Consider the following 19,744-nt stretch of genomic DNA (forward strand, 5'->3'; position numbering starts at 1 on the left):
GCGTCCGGGCCGCTCGACGCCGGTTTCGGAGCGGCGACGGCAAGGTGAACGCGGCCGGGACGCGACATGGACAGATGTCACTGGTCGGGTTTGAACGGTGACGGAAACGGTAACTTTTCCCTAACTCTCCCCGGCCGGGTGCCGTTTTCCGTTTCCGGCCGGGTATCCCCAACCTAGGGTGCGGAGCGTGTCTGACCTCGCTGTCGTCGGTCTTGGATATGTCGGTCTACCCCTGGTCCGTGAGGCCTGCCGGGCGGGACTTCGAGTCGTCGGACTCGATGTTTCCCCGCGCGTGGTCGCGGGCCTGGCCGCCGGTCGTTCCCACATCGACGATCTTTCCGATGCCGACGTGACCGCCATGCTGGCCGCCGGGCTGACCGTGACCACCGACCCCGGGGAGGCGCTGGCCTCGGCGGACACCGTGGTGATCTGCGTGCCGACGCCGCTGGACGAGGACGGCGGGCCCGACCTGACGGCGGTGCGGTCGGCGGCCGCGATGGTGGCCGACCACCTGCGGCCGGGCACGCTCGTCGTGCTGGAGTCGACGACCTATCCCGGCACGACCGATGAGGTGGTGCGGCCGATCCTGGAGAAGTCCGGGCTGACCGCCGGGGTGCAGTTCGCGCTGGCGTTCTCCCCCGAGCGCATCGACCCCGGCAACCCCACCTACGGCCTGCGCAACACCCCGAAGGTGGTCGGCGGGCACACCGTGCACTGCACCGAGCGGGCCGTCGACTTCTACGGCCGGATCTGTGACCGGGTGGTGCGGGCGAAGGGCACCCGCGAGGCCGAGATGGCCAAGCTGCTGGAAAACACCTACCGTCACGTCAACATCGCCCTGGTCAACGAGATGGCGATCTTCTGCCACGAGCTCGGCATCGACCTGCGTGACGCGATCGAGGCGGCGGCCACCAAGCCGTTCGGGTTCCAGGCGTTCCACCCCGGCCCGGGCGTGGGCGGGCACTGCATCCCGATCGACCCCAACTACCTGTCGTACAAGGTCAAACGGCTGGGCTACCCGTTCCGGTTCGTGGAGCTGGCCCAGGAGATCAACCAGCGGATGCCGTCCTACGTCGCCCAGCGGGTGCAGGACCTCATCAACGACGCCGGCCGGTCCGTCCGCGGGTCCACGGTGCTGATCCTCGGCGTCACCTACAAGCCGAACATCGCCGACCAGCGCGAGTCCCCGTCACGGCCGGTCGCCCGCCGGCTGCGCCGGATGGGCACCAACCTGGTCTTCCACGACCCCTACGTCACCGAGTGGCAGGTCGACGGGGAGCCGGTGCCACGGGTGGACGACCTCGACCATGCGCTGGCCACCGCCGACCTGGCCCTGCTGCTGCAGGACCACGCCGTCTACGACGCACCCACGCTGTCGCGCGCACGGCTGTTGTTCGACACCCGCGGCCGGGTCCGCGACGGGACCGCCGAGGTGTTGTGATGCCCAACCTGCGCGTCCTCGTGTGCACGGTCGTACACCATCCGCAGGACGCGCGCATTCTTCACCGGCAGATCCGGGCCATGCTGGACGCCGGTTACTCCGTGACCTACGCCGCTCCCTTCTCGGCGTACGCCACGACGGCCTGGCCGGAGCTGACGGCGATCGACCTGCCCCGGGCACTGGGCCGGCAGCGCTCCGACGCGCTGCGCGCGGCCCGGCACGTCCTGCGGACCCACGGTGCGGACGCCGACGTGGTGCTGCTGCACGACCCCGAACTGCTGCTCGTCCTGCCCGGGCTGGACCTGCCCGGCGCGGTGGTGTGGGACGTGCACGAGGACACCGGTGCGGCGCTGGTGGCCAAGAGCTGGCTCCCCGGCGCCGTTCGGCCACTGGCCCGCGCGGGCGTGCGCATGGTCGAGGAGTGGGCCGAACGCAACCTCCGGCTGATCCTCGCCGAGCCGGGCTACCGCGGCAGGTTCCGGCGGATCCACCCGGTGGTGCCGAACACCACCTACGTGCCCGACTCCGTGGCACCGTCCGGTGCGAACCGGGTCGTCTACGTCGGTCACCTGTCGGTCGCCCGCGGCGTCGACGTGATGCTGGACGCCGCCCGGCTGCTGGCCGGCAGCGGCCTGGACATCGACGTGGTGGGACACGCCGACTCCTACTCCCGCCGGGCACTGGTGCGCGCGCAGCAGGAGGGGTTCCTGCGCTGGCACGGGTATGTTCCCAACGACAGGGCGCTGGCCCTGGTCGACGGCGCCCTGTGCGGGCTGTCGCTGCTGCGCGACCTGCCCAACTACCGGCACTCGATGCCCACCAAGGTGCTGGAGTACATGGCGCACGGCGTCCCCGTGGTCTCCACCCCGCTGCCGGCGGCGGTGTCGCTGACCGAGGTGAACAAATGCGGCCTGCTGGTCCCCTTCGACGACGCCGAGGCCACCGTGGCGGCCATCCTGCGGCTGCGCGACGACGACGAGCTGCGGGCCTCGATGGGAAAGCGCGGGCACGCGGTGGCGCGTACCGGCTACCACTGGCCGCAGACCGCCCGGGAGTTCCTGATGCGGCTGGAGGCCTGGGCGCAGGCGGCCCGGCCGCACGAGTGCATCACCCTCGGCACGCTCTGACCACCCGCGTGACCCGTGGCGCCGGCCCGCCAGGTCAGAGCAGGGCCTTGATGATCCCCAGCAGCGAGGCGAACCGCAGCAACCGGCCGACGAACCCGACCACCACGAACAACGCGAGCGGCACCCGCAGCTGTCCGGCCACCACCGAGACCACGGCGAACGGCGGGAACCCCAGCGCGGCCGACACGAGTAGCAGGAGCGCGGCCAGCCACGGGCGGCCACCGATCCGGCGCTGCCAGGTGAGGAAGGTCCGCTGCCACTTCGGCGACTCGATCTTCTGGCGTACCCACCTCCACCGCAGGGAGTTGCGGCCGATCAGGAAGTACGCCACCTTGCCCACCATCTGCCCGCCGGCCGCCGCGGCGGCGACCAGCCAGATGGACCGGCCGGTGAACGTCGCGGCCACCGCGCCGACGTACGCCTCGGCGTTGAGCAACGGGATCAGCGCCGACGCGATGCAGTAGCAGAACGTCGCGGCGAGCAGCCCCATCAGGGGGCCTGCCCCACCCGGGTGGCCGAGTCGGAGGAGCCGGCCACCTGCGGGAGCGGCAGGCCGAGCCGGTCGAGCCGGACCAGCGACCAGATCTTGACCGCGAGCAGGCACAGCGCGACCGCGGTGCACAGGGGCACGGAGTGGGTGACCACCATGAGCACCGCCACCGCCGAGGAGTTGGCGGCCTTGCCCGGCTTGGACCAGTTGGCCGCCCAGATGGGCCGGTCGACGAGGTGGAAGTAGTTGGGACTGCGCAGCGGCCAGGCCAGGAACGCCAGCGACACGAACGTGTCCACGACCGCGAACTCGAGCAGGAAGACGCCCACCGGCAGTGCCATCGCCGGCTCCAGCCAGACCAGGCCGACGTAGAACGCGCCCGCACACAGCCGGTCGCTCACGATGTCGAACACCGCGCCGATCCGGGTCTCGGTGTCGGTCAGCCGGGCCAGTGCGCCGTCGGCCATGTCGCCCACCCAGTAGACCGCCAGCGCGACCAGCAGCAGGACGAGCGACCGGTCGTACGCGGCGTACAACGCGATGCCCACCGAGACCACGGTGCGGACGAAGGTGACGACGGTGGCGCCGGTGAGCAGGCGTTCGGCCTCGGGGCGCTGCCATCCGCGTTCCGGGCGGGCCGAGGTGGTCATGGTCGCCATCAGTCCCACCCCCTCTGCGGCACAGCCCGTGACGTCGTAAGGCCCACACCATAACGGGTGATCGACCGCGGACGGCGCGTGCCGGACCGGGACGGGGAGAGGGAGCAGAGGGGAGTCAGCCCGCTTCCAGCGCCTCGACGGTCCGGCGCGCGGCCCGGCCGTCGCCGTAGGGGGTGCCGCGTCCTCCGGTCGGGGCCGGCCGGGCGGCCAGCTCCTTGACCTGGGTGAGGTGCGGGTCGAGGACGTTCCAGCCGCCGGCCAGCGTCTCGGTCCACTCGGTCTCGGTCCGTAGGGTCGTGCAGGGTACGCCCAGCAGGAACGCCTCCTTCTGCAGGCCGCCGGAGTCGGTGACCACGCCGCGGGAGCCGAGGACGGCGCGCACCATGTCGGGGTAGGCGAGCGGCGGAAGGACCCGCAGGGACGGCCGGGCCAGGTCGATGCCGTACTCCTCGCACCGCGCGACCAGCCGGGGATGGGCGAGCAGGGCGACCGGTGCGTCCAGCCCGGCGAGCGCGTCGACCACGGCGGCGAGCCGGGCCGGGTCGTCGGTGTTGTCGGCGCGGTGCACGGTCGCGACCAGGTAGCCGTCCGGCTGGTCGCCGACGGCCTCGGCGAGTTCGGCGGGCAGGGGCCTGCCGGCCACGGCGTCGCGTACGGCGAAACACACGTCGGTCATCACGTCGCCGACCAGAACCGAGCGGCCGGCCAGCCCCTCGCCGGCCAGGTGGGCCATGGCCGTGTCGGTCGGCGCGAGCAACAGGTCGGCGGCGTGGTCGGTGAGGACGCGGTTGTGCTCCTCGGGCATCCGCCGGTTGAACGACCGCAGCCCCGCCTCCAGGTGCGCGACCCGCAGGTGCTGCTTCACCGCCGACAGCGTGCCGGCCAAGGTGGAGTTGGTGTCGCCGTACACCAGCACCCAGTCCGGCTGCCGCTCGGTCAGCACCGGGTCCAGGGCGGTCAGCATCGCACCCGTCTGGGCGCCGTGGGTGCCCGAGCCCACGCCGAGATGGACGTCGGGCGCGGGGATCGCGAGGTCGGTGAAGAACACCTCCGACATCCGGGTGTCGTAGTGCTGGCCGGTGTGCACGATCACGTGCCGGTGGCCGGTCGCTGCGAAGGCGGCGGCGACCGGCGCGAGCTTGACGAACTGCGGGCGGGCGCCCACGACGCTCAGCACCGTCAGCGGGCGCCGGGTCTGGCCGGGCCGCTCGGGTTGGCCGGATTGCACGGTCACTGCGCCTCCTCGAGGTGAGCCGGCTCCAACGATCCGGAACGTTGGTGGCGCGTCACACTCCGTACCGGACTTCGCGGCAGGTTACCCTAGCCAGCGACCCGCCGGAGAACCTCGGATCCCTTCCCAGGAAGACGTGTTGCCCGTGAAGATCACCGTTGTCGGCCTGGGCAAGGTCGGCTTGCCTCTGGCCGTCCAGTTCGCCGGAAAGGGCCACAGCGTCGTCGGCGTGGACACCAACCCGCGCGTGGTGGAGTCGGTCAACGCCGCCATCGAGCCCTTTCCCGGCGAGGCGGAGTTGGAGGTACGCCTGAAGCAGGCGGTGGCCGACGGCGTGCTGACGGCCACGTCCGACTACTCCCGGGCCGTTCCGCAGGCGGAGTACGTCGTCGTGGTGGTGCCGCTCTTCGTCGACGACGACGGCCTTCCCGACTTCGGCTGGATGGACTCCGCCACCACCGCGATCGCTGCGCACCTGCGGGCGGGCACGACCGTGATCTACGAGACGACCCTGCCGGTCGGCACCTGCCGAACCCGCTGGAAGCCCGCGCTGGAGCAGGGATCGGCGCTCACCGAGGGCACCGACTTCTGGGTGGCCTTCTCACCCGAACGCGTCCTGACCGGTCGCGTTTTCGCGGATCTGCGGAAATATCCGAAACTGATCGGCGGGCTCGACCCGGCCGGAGCCGAGCGTGCGCGGGCGTTCTACGAGGCGGTGCTCGACTTCGAGCCGCGCACCGACCTGCCACGGCCCAACGGCGTCTGGGACCTGGGTTCGGCCGAGGCGGCCGAGCTCGCCAAGCTCGCCGAGACGACCTACCGCGATGTCAACATCGGGTTGGCAAACCAGTTCGCGCGGTTCGCCGAGGCCAACGGCATCGACGCGCTCGCCGTGATCGACGCGGCCAACTCCCAGCCCTACAGCCACATCCACCGCCCGGGCATCGCCGTCGGTGGGCACTGCATCCCCGTCTACCCCCGCCTGTACCTCTGGAACGACCCGGACGCCACCGTCGTCCGCGCGGCCCGCGAGGCCAACGCCGCGATGCCGGCGTACGCCGTCGACGTGCTCGCGCAGACCTACGGCGACCTGTCCGACGCGCGGGTGGCGGTGCTCGGTGCCGCCTACCGGGGCGGGGTGAAGGAGACCGCGTTCTCCGGGGTGTTCGGCACGGTCGCCGCCCTGCGCCGAAGGGGCGCCCGGGCCGTCGTGCACGACCCGCTGTACGACGACGACGAACTCTCCGCACTCGGGTTCACTCCGTACCACCTCGGCACGCCCGTCGACGCGGCGATCCTGCAGGCCGACCACCCGGACTACCGCGCGATCGGGCCGGCCGACCTGCCGGGCGTACGCGCCCTGGTCGACGGGCGTGCGGTCACCGACGAGACCCGCTGGGCCGGGGTGCCCCGCCGGGTGATCGGCGTCGCACCGGCAGCCGACCCCTCCGTGTGATCCGTGTGATCCGTGCGGGTCAGCGGGGCCAGCGCTGGTTGGCGAAGGTCTTCAGGTCCGCGTACGACCCGTTGAAGTAGTTCTTGTCGATCGGCGTCTCGGTGTACTGCCAGAAGGTGTGTCCCTTCTGCCAGCCGCCCGGCATCGGGCCGGGCTGGGGGTTGTAGCTCGCGATCCACAGCGGGTTGCGGCCGAACGCGGTGCTGTTGCCGACGCACTGCTGCCACCATGAGCCGTTGGTGTAGATGACCGGCAGCCGGCCGGTGAGCCGCTTGTACTCGTCGCTGAAGTCGCGGACGAAGTTGACGATCTCGTTCGCCGACCGGTCGTAGCAGGTCGACACCCCGACCGCCTCGCCGAACTCGATGTCGAGCTCGCCGGGCAGGGTCTTGCCGTCGGGCTTCCAGTCACCGCCGTTGGCGACGAAGAACCGCGCCTGCTCGGCGCCGCTGGACTGGTCGGGCCGGCCGAAGTGATACGTGCCGTGCAACATGCCGACCTTGGCCGATCCGTTGAACTGCTGGTCGAAGAACGGGTTCTTGTACGTCGTGCCCTCGGTCGCCTTGACGTAGGCGAACCGGAAACCCTGGTCCCGGTAGTACGGCCAGTCGACGTTGCCCTGGTGGCTGGCCACGTCGATGCCGGGAGCCCCCCGGATCAGTCCGCGCGCTTCCCACCTGGTCTCGGCCGGCTTCACCGCGGCCTTCTTCGGAGTCTTGAGCGTGGCCTTCTTCGCGGCGGCGTCCTTCGCGGCCGCGGCCTTGCGGAGTTCGGCGACTCTGCGTTCGGCGGCCTTCTTGGCCGTTGCGGACCGCCTGACCTCGCGGACCGCCGCGGCGTGCTGCTGGGAGGCGAGCCGCAGGTCGGTCACCGCCTGCTTGAGTTCGGCCACTTCGCTGGTGCCGGTCACGACTCCGTCGGAGGGTCGCAGGGGGACGGGCCTGGCCGCCGGTTGCCGTGCGACCAGGGCCTCGCCGCCGGGCCGGTAGCGGGCGAAGTAATCCGGCCCGCCGAACGACTGTGGCGACATCCGCAGCCCCGGGATACCGGCCAGGTCGCCTTCGGTCCTCGCCGCGGCCGCCCTGGCTGTCACGGATGCTGTGGCCGTCCCGGCTGTTCCTGCTGCCCGGGCCGGCCCGGAGGCCTCGGCAGAACTGGCCGAGGTGGAGGCGGCGTACGACGGTCCGGCGACCCCGAGGGTGAGCGCGGCGGAGCCGACCACGATGACGGCGCTCCGGGCCAGCGAGGAACGGCGCGAGCGGGGGTGGGACCGCTCGGCGGGGTGGCTGCGCGCGGATGCGGAAAGCCGCACTGAAAACTCCTTCGGTCGGATGCGTCGTTCGCACCGGCCACCCGATCAAAGGAGAAAACTCTCGCAGAATTTCTCGAACTCCGGCGCATCGGACGGCGATGTCGATGCCGTTGATGCGCGGACATGTCAGAGGCCGTGCTCGTTTGTGTCGGCTTTCGGCCCCCGTGGCCGTGCTGCATTGTGCGCGATTTCGGTGAGAGCTTTCAAATTCTGGTCCCGGCATGCGGAAGCGCAGAGTGGGAGTAAAGGGATTATCCCGACGATCTCGACCGGTCGTGAGCGTCGTCTGCTGTCAGGAAGTGGATCTTCCGGATTCGCGGCGAACGGACCCGAACGGCGAAAGCCCACGCGGTAAACGATCTTCGCGCGCATTTCCGCGTGTGTCGCCGCAGCCTGTTCTCGCCGCGCTTGTCTCACCCAACGGGTTTGTCGTGGACAGTAAGGGAAGATCCGCCCTGGGCATCGACGGTCACGTCTTCGGGTATCTCCTGCGACGTGAGAACGCCCACAGAGCTTCGCGGCCGCGAATCGACCGGGTGTTCTCGGGAGCGGCCCGGACAACTGTCCGAAACGTGGTCCTTTCCGCACCAATCCGACAGCCGATCTTATCGCTTCTTCGTCCGCTGAAATCGTCGCCGGGAATCCTCGGCGGACGGCTACCGCACGACGGCCACCGGAACAGGCGCGGTTCGTTTGTCGCCGATGGGAGTGCAGTGAGAAGCCAGGTGGCGCGAGGGGTGAAGCGGGCCTTCGACATCGGGTCGGCCCTCGCGGGGTTGGGCGTCCTCTCTCCGCTGATCCTCGCCATCTGGGTGGTGGTTCGCTGGCGGCTGGGCACGCCGGTGCTCTTCCGTCAGCAGCGCACCGGGATGCACGGACGGCCGTTCGCGGTCCTGAAGTTCCGCACGATGACCGACCGCCGCGACCGCTTCGGCGACCTGCTCCCCGACCACCGGAGGCTCACCCGGCTGGGCCGGCTGCTGCGCGCGCTGAGCCTGGACGAGATCCCGCAGCTGGTCAACGTCCTGCGCGGTGACATGAGCATCGTCGGCCCGCGGCCGCTGCTGCGGAAGTACGACCTCTGGTACACCCCGCACGAACGCCGCCGGTTCGACGTCCGTCCGGGCATCACCGGGCTGGCCCAGATCGCCGGCCGCAACACCGTCAGGTGGAGCGCCCGGCTGAGCCTGGACGTGGAGTACGTCGAGCGGTGCTCGCTGTGGCTGGACCTGCGGATCATCCTGGCGACGGTGAAGATGGTCTGCACCCGCGAGGGCGTCGTGGTCGACTCCCGCGCGCTGATGCCGGACCTGGACGAGGAACGCGGCGAGGCGCTGACCGACGAGCTCGTCCTGGACGCGAAGGCGCGGCGCCTGTTGCGGACCGGCTGAGCTCCCGCCGACGCGGGACCGGCTCAGCGCGCTTGCGGCCGGGCCGGGACGCCGACCACCACGGTCCGCGGGGCCACGTCCCTGGTCACCACCGCCCCCGCGCCGACGAAGGCGCCGGCGCCGACGGTCAGTCCCTGCCGCACGAACGCGTTCGAACCCACGGTGGCGCCGGCGGCGAGGTGTGCCGAGCCGGCGACGTTGGCGCCGGGCAGGACCGTGGTGACGTCGGAGAGCCGGCAGTCGTGGCCGAGGGTGGAGTTGTAGCTGATCTGCACGTGCCGGCCGAGCACGCACGAGGACGAGACGTACGCCATGGCGAGGACGACGCTGCCGGAGCCGAGGACCGTCTCCGGGCCGATCACGGCGCGGGGGTGCACGATCGTGCGGGGGTTCAGGCCGCGGCCCTCGAGTTCGGCCGACAGCCGGGCCCGCACGTCGGGGTCGGAGATCGCCACCACGAAGTCGTCGTCGACCTCGTCCGGGTGGACGACCGGCAGGCCGCGGGTCTTCTCACCGGCGAGCACATGGTCACAGAACACCACTGGCTCGGTCACCGTGCGGCCGTTTCCGAGGGCACGGTTCCCCGGAGCGCTGTCGCGGGCGGCGAGCACCGCGTCGTAGGTCTCCCGGCCGAAGCCGCCCGCTCCCACGATGAACAGCGTCATCGCATCCCTCCCGAGGTCATGCGTACTCCCCCGTCCGTTACGGTCGTGTCAGTCCGGCTGCGTGATGTCCAGGATCCGGTGATGCGGGTGGGTACCCGCAGCGCTGCAGGTACCATCGCTCCGTTCGTCCACGTTGCCGAGATTGCCGAAGTTGCTGCCCGTGGGTGGTCCGCCGGAGGACTCACCTCGACGACCACCTGGTGGTGTTATGCCCCTCGACTACCGTTTGTCCCACCTGCAGGCCCTCGAGTCCGAATCGATCCACATCATTCGTGAGGTGGCCGCCGAGTTCGAGCGGCCTGCGCTGCTGTTCTCCGGCGGCAAGGACTCCTGTGTGATGCTCCGGCTCGCCCAGAAGGCGTTCTGGCCGGCCCGCATCCCGTTCGCCCTCCTGCACGTCGACACCGGGCACAACTTCGCCGAGGTGATCGACTTCCGCGACCGGCTGGTCGCCGACCTCGGCGTACGCCTGGTGGTCGGCTCGGTGCAGGAGGCGATCGACGAGGGCCGGATCACCGAGCGTCCCGGCCAGAGCCGCAACCCGCTGCAGACGCAGGTCCTGCTGGAGACGATCGAGAAGCACAACTTCGACGCGCTCATGGGCGGGGCGCGCCGCGACGAGGAGAAGGCCCGGGCCAAGGAGCGGGTCTTCTCCTTCCGCGACGAGTTCGGCCAGTGGGACCCCAAGAACCAGCGACCCGAGCTCTGGAACATCTACAACGGCCGGATCCACCCCGGTGAGTCGATCCGGGCGTTCCCGCTGTCCAACTGGACCGAGCTGGACATCTGGCAGTACATCTCCGACGACCACGTGGACATCCCGTCCATCTACTTCGCGCACCGGCGCAAGGTGTTCGAGCGCGACGGGATGCTGCTCTCGGAGTCGGACGTCCTGCCCCGGCGGGAGGGCGAGGAGCTGCACGAGGCGACGGTGCGTTACCGCACGGTCGGCGACATCTCCTGTACGGGAGCGGTGGAGTCGACCGCGGCCACCGTGGCCGACATCATCACCGAGGTGGCCACCAGCCGGATCACCGAGCGCGGCGCGACCCGTGCCGACGACCGGGTGAGCGAGGCCTCGATGGAAGACCGCAAGCGGGAAGGTTATTTCTAGTGGATCTCCTGCGCTTCGCCACGGCGGGCAGCGTCGACGACGGCAAGAGCACCCTGATCGGGCGCCTGCTCTACGACTCCAAGGCGATCTTCGAGGACCAGTTGGAGTCCGTCGAACGCACCAGCCGCGACCGGGGGTTCGAGTACACCAACCTCGCGCTGCTGACCGACGGCCTGCGCGCCGAGCGTGAACAGGGCATCACCATCGACGTGGCGTACCGCTACTTCGCCACTCCCAACCGCAAGTTCATCATCGCCGACACCCCTGGGCACATCCAGTACACCCGCAACATGGTGACCGGCGCCTCCAACGCCGACCTCGCCCTGGTACTGGTCGACGCGCGCAACGGCCTGGTCGAGCAGACCCGCCGGCACGCGTTCCTGGTCTCGCTGCTGCGGGTGCCGCACCTGGTGGTCTGCGTCAACAAGATGGACCTGGTCGACTACGACCAGGAGGTGTACGAACGCATCCGGCAGGAGTTCCTGGGCTTCGCCACCAAGCTGTCGACTCCCGACCTTCAGGTGATCCCGATCTCCGCGCTCGCCGGTGACAACGTCGTCGAGCGGTCGACCAACATGCCGTGGTACGACGGCCCGTCGCTGCTGCACCACCTGGAGAACATCCACGTCGCCAGCGACCGCAACCTCCAGGACCCCAGGCTGCCGGTGCAGTACGTCATCCGTCCGCACTCCGACGACTACCACGACTACCGCGGGTACGCCGGTCAGGTCGTCGGCGGGGTGCTCAAGCCGGGTGACGAGGTGATGGTGCTGCCGTCGGGGATGACCTCGCGGATCAAGCGCATCGACACCGCCGACGGCCCGGTCGAGGAGGCGTTCTCGCCGATGTCGGTGACGGTGCTGCTCGAGGACGATCTCGACGTCTCCCGCGGCGACATGATCTGCCGTCCGAACAACAAGCCGACGGTCGCGCAGAACCTCAGCGCGATGGTCAGCTGGATGACCGACACGCCACTGAAGCCGGGGCAGCGGATCTACGTCAAGCACACCACCCGCACCGCGCGGGCGATCGTCAAGAAGCTGCACTACCGGCTCGACGTCAACACCCTGCACCGCGACGAGAGCGCCGACCAGTTGGGGCTCAACGAGATCGGGCGGGTCGACCTGCGGGTGGCCCAGCCGTTGTTCGTCGACGACTACGCGCGCAACCGGCAGACGGGGGGCTTCGTCCTCGTCGACGAGGCCACCAACGTCACCGTGGGCGCCGGCATGGTGATGAACGCCGACTAGATCCGCCCCGCGGGTCAGGGCCGAGCGGGTGCTTCTACGAGGCCGCGCTCGGCCCGGATTCTTCCGCGGAAGAATCGAGCGCGCCCTAGCCGACCTTGTCCCGGGCCTGGGCGAAGGCGGCGGCCGCGTGCTCGAGGTCCTCGCGGGTGTGCGCGGCCGAGACCTGCGTACGGATCCGGGCCGTCCCGTGCGGCACGACGGGGTAGGAGAACGCCGTCACGTACACACCGAGGTCCAGCAGAGCCGCCGCCATCTTCCCCGCAAGGACGGCGTCCCCGAACATCACCGGGATGATCGGGTGCTCGCCCGGGAGCACGTCGAACCCCTCGTCCTCCAGCCGCTGCCGGAAGAACGCGGTGTTGTCGCGCAGCCGCTGCCGCAGCTCGTCGGAGGAGTCCAGCAGGTCGAAGACCGCGATCGAGGCGGCCGCGATCGCCGGGGCCAGGGAGTTGGAGAAGAGGTACGGCCGGGACCGCTGCCGCAGCAGCTCGACGATCTCGGCCCGGGCGCTGGTGTAGCCGCCGCTGGCACCGCCGAGCGCCTTGCCCAGCGTGCCGGTGAGGATGTCCACCCGGTCGGCCACGCCGTGCAGTTCCGGCGTACCCCGGCCGTGCTCGCCGACGAAGCCCACCGCATGGGAGTCGTCGACCATCACCAGCGCACCGTAGGTGTCGGCGAGGTCGCAGATCTCCCGCAGCGGCGCGAGGTAGCCGTCCATGGAGAAGACGCCGTCGGTGGCGACCATCTTGAACCGCGCGTCCGAGGCGTCCTTCAGCTGCGCCTCGAGGTCGGCCATGTCGCGGTTGCGGTAGCGGAACCGGCGGGCCTTGCACAGGCGTACGCCGTCGATGATGCTCGCGTGGTTGAGGGCGTCGGAGATGATCGCGTCCTCCGGGCCGAGCAGCGTCTCGAACAGCCCCGCGTTGGCGTCGAAGCAGGAGCTGTAGAGGATCGTGTCGTCGGTGCCGAGGAACGCCGAGATGCGGTTCTCCAGCCGCTTGTGCAGCTCCTGGGTCCCGCAGATGAACCGCACCGACGCCATCCCGAAGCCCCACTCGTCCAGGCCCGCCTTCGCCGCGGCGATGAGGTCGGGGTGGTCGGCGAGCCCGAGGTAGTTGTTGGCGCACAGGTTGAGGACCCGCTGGCCGCCGGCGACGCCGACGTTGGCGTTCTGCGGCGTGGTGAGCGGGCGCTCGTCCTTGGCGAGCCCGGCCGCCCGGATCTCCGCGAGCTGGGTCCGCAGGTGTTCGCGCATCGTGTCGGCCATGTCAGCCACGTCCGTCCTTCCGGGGTCAGCTCCCCGCCGGTGGGTCCTGTCTCCAGTCGAGGATCACTTTGCCGCAGTTGCCGTCGCGCAGGGTCGCGAAGGCCTGTTCGTACTCGGTGACCGGGAACCGGTGGGTGACCACCGGTGAGATGTCCAGGCCCTCCTCGACCAGCACCGACATCGCGTACCACGTCTCGTACATCTGCCGGCCGTAGATGCCCTGGATGGTCAGCATGGAGAGTACGACCCGGCTCCAGTCGATGCTGATCGGCCCGGACGCCAGCCCGAGGACCGCGATCCGGCCGCCGTGGGACATCGAGTCGACCATGGACGGGAGTGCGCTCGGGTGCCCGGACATCTCCAGCCCGACGTCGAAGCCCTCCTTCATGCCGAGCTCGGCCTGAACCTGCGGGAGGGTGGTACGGGAGACGTCGACGGCCGCGGTGACGCCCACCTCGCGGGCGAGATCGAGGCGGTACGGGTTGACGTCGGTGATCACCACGTGGCGCGCGCCGGCGTGCCGGACGACGGCCGCCGCCATCAGGCCGATCGGGCCGGCGCCGGTGATCAGGACGTCCTCGTTGACCACCGGGAACGCCAGCGCGGTGTGCACGGCGTTGCCGAACGGGTCGAAGATCGTGGCCACGTCGAGGTTGATGTCGGCCGGGTGCTTCCACAGGTTGCCGGCCGGCAGGGTGAGGCGGTCGGCGAACGCGCCGGCCCGGGAGATCCCCACCCCCTGGGTGTGCGCGCACAGGTGCCGCCGGCCGGCCATGCAGTTGCGGCAGCGACCGCACACCAGGTGACCCTCGCCGCTCACCAGATCACCGACGGCCACCCGGTCCACTCCGGCGCCGACCTCGATCACCCGGCCGACGAACTCGTGCCCCACCACCAGGGGGACGGGCACGTGGGTACGGGCCCAGTCGTCCCAGTTCAGGATGTGCTGATCGGTGCCGCAGATGCCGGTCTGGAGAATCTGCACGAGCGCCTCGCCGGTACCCGGCTCGGGTTCGGGGACCTCCTCCAGCCACAGTCCGGGCTCGGCCTTGGCCTTCACGAGCGCGCGCATCGCATGTCTCCGCTGCTGGTGGGTCGTCCCGGTGTGGTGGCCGGGGCCGGTCGCTGTCGGGCCGCGGCCGGGGTCGCCGGTCGGGCCCACCGGTCAGGGCCGCCGCCCGACCAGAGCGATCAGTTGGTCCTGAATGTCGTCGGAGGCGGTACGGACCGGCGGCGCGAGCATACTGCTGCCCTCCCACTGGGGTACCCGCACCGAGGCGTACTCCCAGACGTGCCGCACCGCGCGGGGGTCCAGCCGGTCGTCCAGGCCGGCGCCCCGAGCGAGATCCCAGGCGTGCACCACGAGGTCGGTCAGCATCTGCTCGGCGTACTCCTGCGCCGGGGCGTCGCCGAACGACAGGTGGACGGTGTCGTCGTCCCTCGCCTGCTCCCACGCCGCCAGCGAGGCGGTGATGGCGGCGTCCCAGGCGGCGACAGGGTCCTCGCCCAGGACGTCCCCGTCGTAGCGGTCGCCCACCTGCTCGACGGTCTCGCCGCGAAGCAGGTGCGGCGCCCACAGGTGTTCGGCGACCAGATGGTTGACCAGGTCGTGCACCGACCATTCCGTGCAGGGGGTGGGCGCGGTCCAGCCGTCGGGGGGTACGCCGTGCACCCGGGCGCCGAATTCGCGGGCCGCCGTGGGGATCAGAGTCCGGGCGGAACCTTGGGTCATCGTCATCGAAGCGACCTCCCGGTGACGCTGGCGGGTCGGACGACTAACTGATAGCGTTCGAACATGCTTTCGAATGCCTCTCGCGTGTCGTCGGGCGGGCTCGACGAGATCGACGCGGTAGCCCTCGGCCAGGCCGGCCTGCAGGCTCTGGCGCTCGCCGGCACGGCAATCCTCGCACGCTATGTGACCACCGAAAGTGACGCTGACGGAATGGCCGAACTCGAAGGGGTGGTTCCGCGCCCACAGTGGACCATCCTGATGCGGGCGATCAGCGCGTTCTCCGAGCCGGCGCCGGCCGACGGTGCGGGCCCGGGAGAGTTCGGGGAGTCCGACCCGGGCGACCGGCAGGCGGCGGCGCTCACCGCCATGTGCCGGCGCGCCCGGACCACGCTGACCAGGGAGCACCAGATGGCGCCCCGGCGCAACCAGGGCCTGTCCTGATGCGGGTTCACTCGCCGTCCGTGCCGCCGTTCGGGCCGGACCCGGTCCACCCGGCCGGGTGCACGCCACCCGGGATCGGGGCGCCGAGGTCGTACGGCTGCCGGCTGTACACGAACGTCGCGATGTCCAGGTGGGTCACCCGCCCGTCCGGACCACGGCCCACCCGCAGCGTCTCCCCGGCGTAGTAGCCGTCCAGGCCGGTCCAGGTGCCGTCGGCGTTCGGCCGGAACCGCGAGGCTCGGCCGCCCTCGCCGAGGGGGCGCAGGTCGAGCATCCCGTCCCGCCCGGCACGCAGGGCCGACGCCATCGGGCCCCAGTACCACGGCCCCACCAGGTCCAGCGTCCCCTCGGGCAGTTCCGGCACCGGCGTCCACTCCGGCGCCATCCGCGGCTCGCGCGTCTCCACCACGTCGATCAGGTCCGCCACCAGGCCGAGCGGCCGCAGGCCCGAGGTCGTGTTGGCCAGGCAGACGCCGCCGAGGTTCTGGTCGACGTCGACGTACAACCCGGCGAGGAAGCCCGGCATCGAGCCGCCGTGGCCGACGAGGGTGCGCTCACCGACCCGCAGCACCTGCCAGCCGAGGCCGTAGCCCGCGGTCCAGGTCGGCGCCTGCTCCACCGCGTGCGGCTCGCGCATCTCCGCCAGCGTGTCCGGGCTGAGCACGCCGCCGGTGTCCCCGGCCACGAACGCCGCCCACCGGGCCAGGTCCGCGACCGTCGACCACAGCTGCCCGGCCGGTGCCATCGCGCCCGCGTCGTGGTCGGGTTCGGGGAGTACGACGTCCGCCCACGGGTGGACGGCGAACCCGGAGGCGTGCGGTTGCTGCGGTGAGTACGTCGTACGGCGGAGCTCCAGCGGCTCCAGCACCTCGGTCCGCAGCGCCTCCCACCACGAGCAGCCGCGGTGCCGGGCGACGACCTCGCCGAGCACGCCGAAGCCGAGATTGGAGTAGTGGTAGCGGCGGCCGGCCCGGTGCCTCGCGGTCCCGCCGTCCAGCGTCTCCGCGAGCCCGGGCCACTCCGCTCCCGGCGTGCGCTCCCACCAGGGCCCGTTCGTCTCCGCCTGCAGGCCGGACACGTGGGCGAGCAACTGCGCCAGGGTGCGGTCGCCGAACGGCGTACCCGGCACGTGCCGGTCGAGCGGGTCGGCGAAGTCCAGCCGCCCCTCGTCGCGCAGCCGGGCAACGAGCACGGCGGTGAACGTCTTGCTGATCGACCCGATCCGCGACTGCGTGTCGGCGTCCGGGCGGCTGCCGCCCACCCGGCCGCGCCCGCCGCTCCAGGCGAGCATTCCGTCACGCATCACGCCTGCGGTGAGGGCGGGGATCCGGCCGGCGGACTGCTCCTGGGCGACCCGGCGCAGCAGCTCCGCTCCGGTCTCCGGCCGTACCGGCCCCGGCTGCCCTGATTGCCCTGACTGCCCGGTTGGGACGGACTCGAGAACTCGACGCTGTGGCATCCGCCCAGGTTATGGCGGCCGGACGTACGCCCCGCGCGGGCCGCTCGGGAGGCCTGGTTACACTCGAACCGTGCCGGGCGGCGACGGACTGCTCTCATTCGACCTTCATCCCGACGACAAGACCCCCAAGGATGCCTGTGGCGTCTTCGGGGTCTGGGCGCCCGGGGAGGAGGTCGCGAAGCTTACCTATTTCGGGCTCTACGCCCTGCAGCACCGCGGCCAGGAATCAGCGGGCATCGCGGTCAGCAACGGGCAGCAGGTGCTCGTCTACAAGGACATGGGCCTGGTCTCCCAGGTGTTCGACGAGGCGATCCTCGAGTCGCTCGTCGGGCACCTCGCGGTCGGCCACTGCCGTTACTCCACGACCGGTGCGAGCGTGTGGGCCAACGCCCAGCCGACGTTCCGGTCGACGAGCGCGGGCGGGCTGGCCCTGGCCCACAACGGGAACCTCACCAACAGCGCCGACCTGGTCGAACTCGCCGCGAAACGGGCGGCCGAGGCCGATCTCGCCGAGTCGCCGGGTGACCGGAGCTCGACCAACGACACCACCCTGATCACCCGGCTGCTCGCCACCTACCCCGACCGCTCGCTGCTGGACGCGGCGCAGGCGGTGTGCGCGGAGCTGCGGGGTGCCTTCTCGCTGGTGTTCATGGACGAGGAGACGCTGTACGCCGCCCGCGACCCGCAGGGCATCCGCCCGCTGGTGATCGGCCGGCTGGGAGCCGGCTGGGTGGTGGCCAGCGAGAACGCCGCCCTGGACATCGTGGGTGCCGAGTTCGTACGCGAGGTGGAGCCGGGCGAGCTGGTCGCGCTGGACGGCGACGGCGTACGCACCCGGCGGTTCGCCCCGGCCGAGCCCAAGGGCTGCCTGTTCGAGTTCGTCTACCTCTCCCGCCCCGACACCAAGATCTCCGGCCGCTCGGTGCACGAGACCCGGGTCGAGGTCGGACGCCGCCTCGCCAGGGACTTCCCGGTCGAGGCCGACCTGGTGATCCCGGTGCCGGAGTCGGCGACGCCGGGCGCCATCGGGTACGCCGAGGAGAGCGGCATCCCCTACGGCCACGGCCTGGTCAAGAACAGCTACGTCGGCCGCACCTTCATCCAGCCCAGCCAGACGCTGCGCCAGCTCGGCATCCGGCTCAAGTACAACCCGCTGCGCGAGGTCATCGAGGGCAGGCGCCTGGTGATGGTGGACGACTCGATCGTGCGCGGCAACACCCAGCGGGCCCTCGTCCGGATGCTCCGTGAGGCCGGTGCCGCCGAGGTGCACGTCCGGATCGCCAGCCCCCCGGTGAAGTGGCCCTGCTTCTACGGCATCGACTTCGCCTCCCCCAAGGAGCTGATCGCGGCCGAGCAGACCGTGGACGAGATCTGCGCGTCGATCGGCGCGGACTCCATCGGCTTCATCTCCCTGGACTCGTTGACCGAGGCGAGCGGCGTGCCCGCCGACCGGTTGTGCCGGGCCTGCTTCGACGGCAGCTACCCGGTGCCGATCCCCGAGGCGGCCAGCCGGCACGGCAAGTTCCAGCTCGAGGTCGTCGGCCCGCCCGCGGGCAACTGACGCGAGCCGTCCGCCCACGTCTCGTACGTGAGCCGCATCCACCGAAAGGACACCGACCAGTGACCCAGTCCGCAGAATCCGACCGCGGGCAGACCTCGGGGGCTTCCTACGCCGCGGCCGGTGTCGACATCGAGGCCGGTGACCGCGCCGTCAGCCTGATGCGTACCTGGGTGGAGAAGACCCGGCGACCGGAGGTCGTCGGCGGGGTGGGCGGCTTCGCCGGGCTCTTCGACGCCTCGGCGCTGCGCAACTACCGGCGGCCGCTGCTGGCGACCTCCACCGACGGGGTGGGTACGAAGGTCGCGATCGCCCAGGCCCTGGACAAGCACGACACGATCGGCTTCGACCTGGTGGGCATGCTGGTCGACGACCTGGTGGTGTGCGGTGCCGAGCCGCTGTTCCTGACCGACTACATCGCCTGCGGCAAGGTCGTGCCCGAACGCATCGCGGCCATCGTCAAGGGCATCGCCGAGGCCTGCGTGCACGCCGGCTGTGCCCTGGTGGGCGGGGAGACCGCCGAGCACCCGGGCCTGCTGTCGCCGGGGGAGTACGACGTGGCCGGCGCGACCACCGGGGTGGTGGAGGCCGACGAACTCCTCGGCCCGGACCGCGTACGCACCGGCGACGTCGTGGTGGCGATGGCCTCGTCCGGACTGCACTCCAACGGCTACTCGCTGGTCCGGCACGTGCTCGCGGCGGCCGGCCGCAACCTGTCCGAGCACGTGGACGACCTGGGCCGCACGCTCGGGGAGGAACTCCTGGAGCCGACCCGCGTCTACGCCAAGGACTGCCTGGCGCTCAACCGCGAGGTCGACGTACACGCGATGTCCCACATCACCGGTGGCGGGCTGGCGGCGAACGTCGCCCGGGTGCTGCCGGCGGACGTGGACGTCGAGATCGACCGTTCGACGTGGACTCCGCCGCGGATCTGCACCCTGGTCGGGGAGTGGGGCCAGGTCGAGCAGTCCGAACTCGAGCGGACGCTCAACATGGGTGTGGGCATGGTTGCCCTGGTGAACGCAGACGACGCCGATGCCGCGGTCGGCGTACTTGCCAACCGCGGCATCCACGCGTGGATCGCCGGGAGAGTGCTCGCAGGCGAGGGTTCAGCGCATCTCACGGGCAGCCACGGACAGAGCTGACCGCAC

General features: G+C 70.9%; 18 protein-coding genes. 9 read left to right on the forward strand and 9 right to left on the reverse strand.

The window, feature by feature from the left end:
* Nucleotides 1–187: 187 nt before the first annotated feature.
* Together ABZV93_RS21440 and ABZV93_RS21445 are read left to right on the forward strand one after the other, a co-directional pair.
* Nucleotides 188–1,441, forward strand: coding sequence for a nucleotide sugar dehydrogenase (locus ABZV93_RS21440; RefSeq protein ID WP_354938891.1), 1,254 nt, complete (start codon nucleotides 188–190; stop codon nucleotides 1,439–1,441).
* The gene (locus tag ABZV93_RS21445) at nucleotides 1,441–2,568 is read left to right on the forward strand and encodes a glycosyltransferase family 4 protein (protein ID WP_354938893.1); all 1,128 of its coding nucleotides are present in this window, start codon (nucleotides 1,441–1,443) and stop codon (nucleotides 2,566–2,568) included. The genes ABZV93_RS21440 and ABZV93_RS21445 overlap by 1 nt, the downstream gene beginning before the upstream one ends.
* Nucleotides 2,569–2,602: 34 nt before the next feature.
* Here ABZV93_RS21445 and ABZV93_RS21450 read toward each other — a convergent pair whose 3' ends face one another.
* The 3 genes from ABZV93_RS21450 to wecB all read right to left on the reverse strand — a co-directional run bounded on the left by ABZV93_RS21450 (nucleotide 2,603) and on the right by wecB (nucleotide 4,900).
* On the reverse strand, nucleotides 2,603–3,058 hold the full coding sequence (locus tag ABZV93_RS21450; RefSeq protein WP_354938895.1) for a VTT domain-containing protein: 456 nt from the start codon (nucleotides 3,056–3,058) through the stop codon (nucleotides 2,603–2,605).
* Nucleotides 3,058–3,717, reverse strand: coding sequence for a CDP-alcohol phosphatidyltransferase family protein (locus ABZV93_RS21455; protein WP_354938897.1), 660 nt, complete (start codon nucleotides 3,715–3,717; stop codon nucleotides 3,058–3,060). The genes ABZV93_RS21450 and ABZV93_RS21455 overlap by 1 nt, the downstream gene beginning before the upstream one ends.
* Before the next feature lie 115 nt (nucleotides 3,718–3,832).
* Nucleotides 3,833–4,900, reverse strand: coding sequence for a UDP-N-acetylglucosamine 2-epimerase (non-hydrolyzing) (gene wecB / locus ABZV93_RS21460; RefSeq protein ID WP_354939276.1), 1,068 nt, complete (start codon nucleotides 4,898–4,900; stop codon nucleotides 3,833–3,835).
* Between the two features lie 193 nt (nucleotides 4,901–5,093).
* On the opposite strand from wecB, the gene ABZV93_RS21465 reads away from it, so the two are divergent.
* Entirely contained in the window at nucleotides 5,094–6,404 is a 1,311-nt protein-coding gene (locus tag ABZV93_RS21465) for a nucleotide sugar dehydrogenase (RefSeq protein WP_354938899.1), read from the forward strand.
* A gap of 19 nt (nucleotides 6,405–6,423) precedes the next feature.
* Here ABZV93_RS21465 and ABZV93_RS21470 read toward each other — a convergent pair whose 3' ends face one another.
* Nucleotides 6,424–7,716, reverse strand: coding sequence for a GH25 family lysozyme (locus ABZV93_RS21470; RefSeq protein WP_354938901.1), 1,293 nt, complete (start codon nucleotides 7,714–7,716; stop codon nucleotides 6,424–6,426).
* Between the two features lie 725 nt (nucleotides 7,717–8,441).
* Here ABZV93_RS21470 and ABZV93_RS21475 point away from each other — a divergent pair.
* The gene (locus ABZV93_RS21475) at nucleotides 8,442–9,107 is read left to right on the forward strand and encodes a sugar transferase (RefSeq protein WP_354938903.1); all 666 of its coding nucleotides are present in this window, start codon (nucleotides 8,442–8,444) and stop codon (nucleotides 9,105–9,107) included.
* A gap of 23 nt (nucleotides 9,108–9,130) precedes the next feature.
* On the opposite strand, the gene ABZV93_RS21480 is transcribed toward ABZV93_RS21475, so the two are convergent.
* Entirely contained in the window at nucleotides 9,131–9,772 is a 642-nt protein-coding gene (locus tag ABZV93_RS21480) for a hypothetical protein (protein ID WP_354938904.1), read from the reverse strand.
* Nucleotides 9,773–9,980: 208 nt separating this feature from the next.
* Between ABZV93_RS21480 and cysD the strand changes: the two genes are divergently transcribed.
* Complete coding sequence (gene cysD / locus ABZV93_RS21485) at nucleotides 9,981–10,886, forward strand: sulfate adenylyltransferase subunit CysD (RefSeq protein ID WP_354938905.1); 906 nt, start codon at nucleotides 9,981–9,983, stop codon at nucleotides 10,884–10,886.
* Nucleotides 10,886–12,136 (forward strand): sulfate adenylyltransferase subunit CysN, encoded by a 1,251-nt coding sequence (gene cysN / locus ABZV93_RS21490; RefSeq protein ID WP_354938907.1) that lies wholly within the window; start codon nucleotides 10,886–10,888, stop codon nucleotides 12,134–12,136. Before cysD ends, cysN begins: the two co-directional genes overlap by 1 nt.
* 85 nt (nucleotides 12,137–12,221) lie before the next feature.
* On the opposite strand, the gene ABZV93_RS21495 is transcribed toward cysN, so the two are convergent.
* From ABZV93_RS21495 to ABZV93_RS21505, 3 genes are all read right to left on the reverse strand, one after another.
* Nucleotides 12,222–13,391, reverse strand: a complete 1,170-nt coding sequence (locus ABZV93_RS21495) for a glycine C-acetyltransferase (RefSeq protein ID WP_354939277.1) — start codon at nucleotides 13,389–13,391, stop codon at nucleotides 12,222–12,224.
* Between the two features lie 37 nt (nucleotides 13,392–13,428).
* The gene (tdh, locus tag ABZV93_RS21500; protein ID WP_354938909.1) at nucleotides 13,429–14,475 is read right to left on the reverse strand and encodes an L-threonine 3-dehydrogenase; all 1,047 of its coding nucleotides are present in this window, start codon (nucleotides 14,473–14,475) and stop codon (nucleotides 13,429–13,431) included.
* Nucleotides 14,476–14,568: 93 nt separating this feature from the next.
* Nucleotides 14,569–15,141, reverse strand: coding sequence for a TIGR03086 family metal-binding protein (locus ABZV93_RS21505; RefSeq protein WP_354938911.1), 573 nt, complete (start codon nucleotides 15,139–15,141; stop codon nucleotides 14,569–14,571).
* A 57-nt stretch (nucleotides 15,142–15,198) separates the two neighbouring features.
* Here ABZV93_RS21505 and ABZV93_RS21510 point away from each other — a divergent pair, with 57 nt between their 5' ends.
* A complete protein-coding gene (locus ABZV93_RS21510; RefSeq protein WP_354938913.1) occupies nucleotides 15,199–15,576 on the forward strand; it encodes a hypothetical protein in 378 nt (125 codons plus the stop codon).
* A 7-nt stretch (nucleotides 15,577–15,583) separates the two neighbouring features.
* On the opposite strand, the gene ABZV93_RS21515 is transcribed toward ABZV93_RS21510, so the two are convergent.
* Complete coding sequence (locus tag ABZV93_RS21515) at nucleotides 15,584–17,035, reverse strand: serine hydrolase domain-containing protein (protein WP_354938915.1); 1,452 nt, start codon at nucleotides 17,033–17,035, stop codon at nucleotides 15,584–15,586.
* 70 nt (nucleotides 17,036–17,105) lie between these two features.
* Between ABZV93_RS21515 and purF the strand changes: the two genes are divergently transcribed.
* Together purF and purM are read left to right on the forward strand one after the other, a co-directional pair.
* The gene (gene purF, locus ABZV93_RS21520) at nucleotides 17,106–18,596 is read left to right on the forward strand and encodes an amidophosphoribosyltransferase (RefSeq protein WP_354938917.1); all 1,491 of its coding nucleotides are present in this window, start codon (nucleotides 17,106–17,108) and stop codon (nucleotides 18,594–18,596) included.
* Between the two features lie 59 nt (nucleotides 18,597–18,655).
* Nucleotides 18,656–19,738 carry a phosphoribosylformylglycinamidine cyclo-ligase gene (gene purM / locus ABZV93_RS21525; RefSeq protein ID WP_354938919.1) on the forward strand — a complete coding sequence of 361 codons (1,083 nt, stop codon included), beginning with the start codon at nucleotides 18,656–18,658 and terminating at the stop codon, nucleotides 19,736–19,738.
* Nucleotides 19,739–19,744: the final 6 nt, after the last annotated feature.

Source organism: Actinopolymorpha sp. NPDC004070, from assembly GCF_040610475.1.
Taxonomy (GTDB): Bacteria; Actinomycetota; Actinomycetes; order Propionibacteriales; family Actinopolymorphaceae; genus Actinopolymorpha.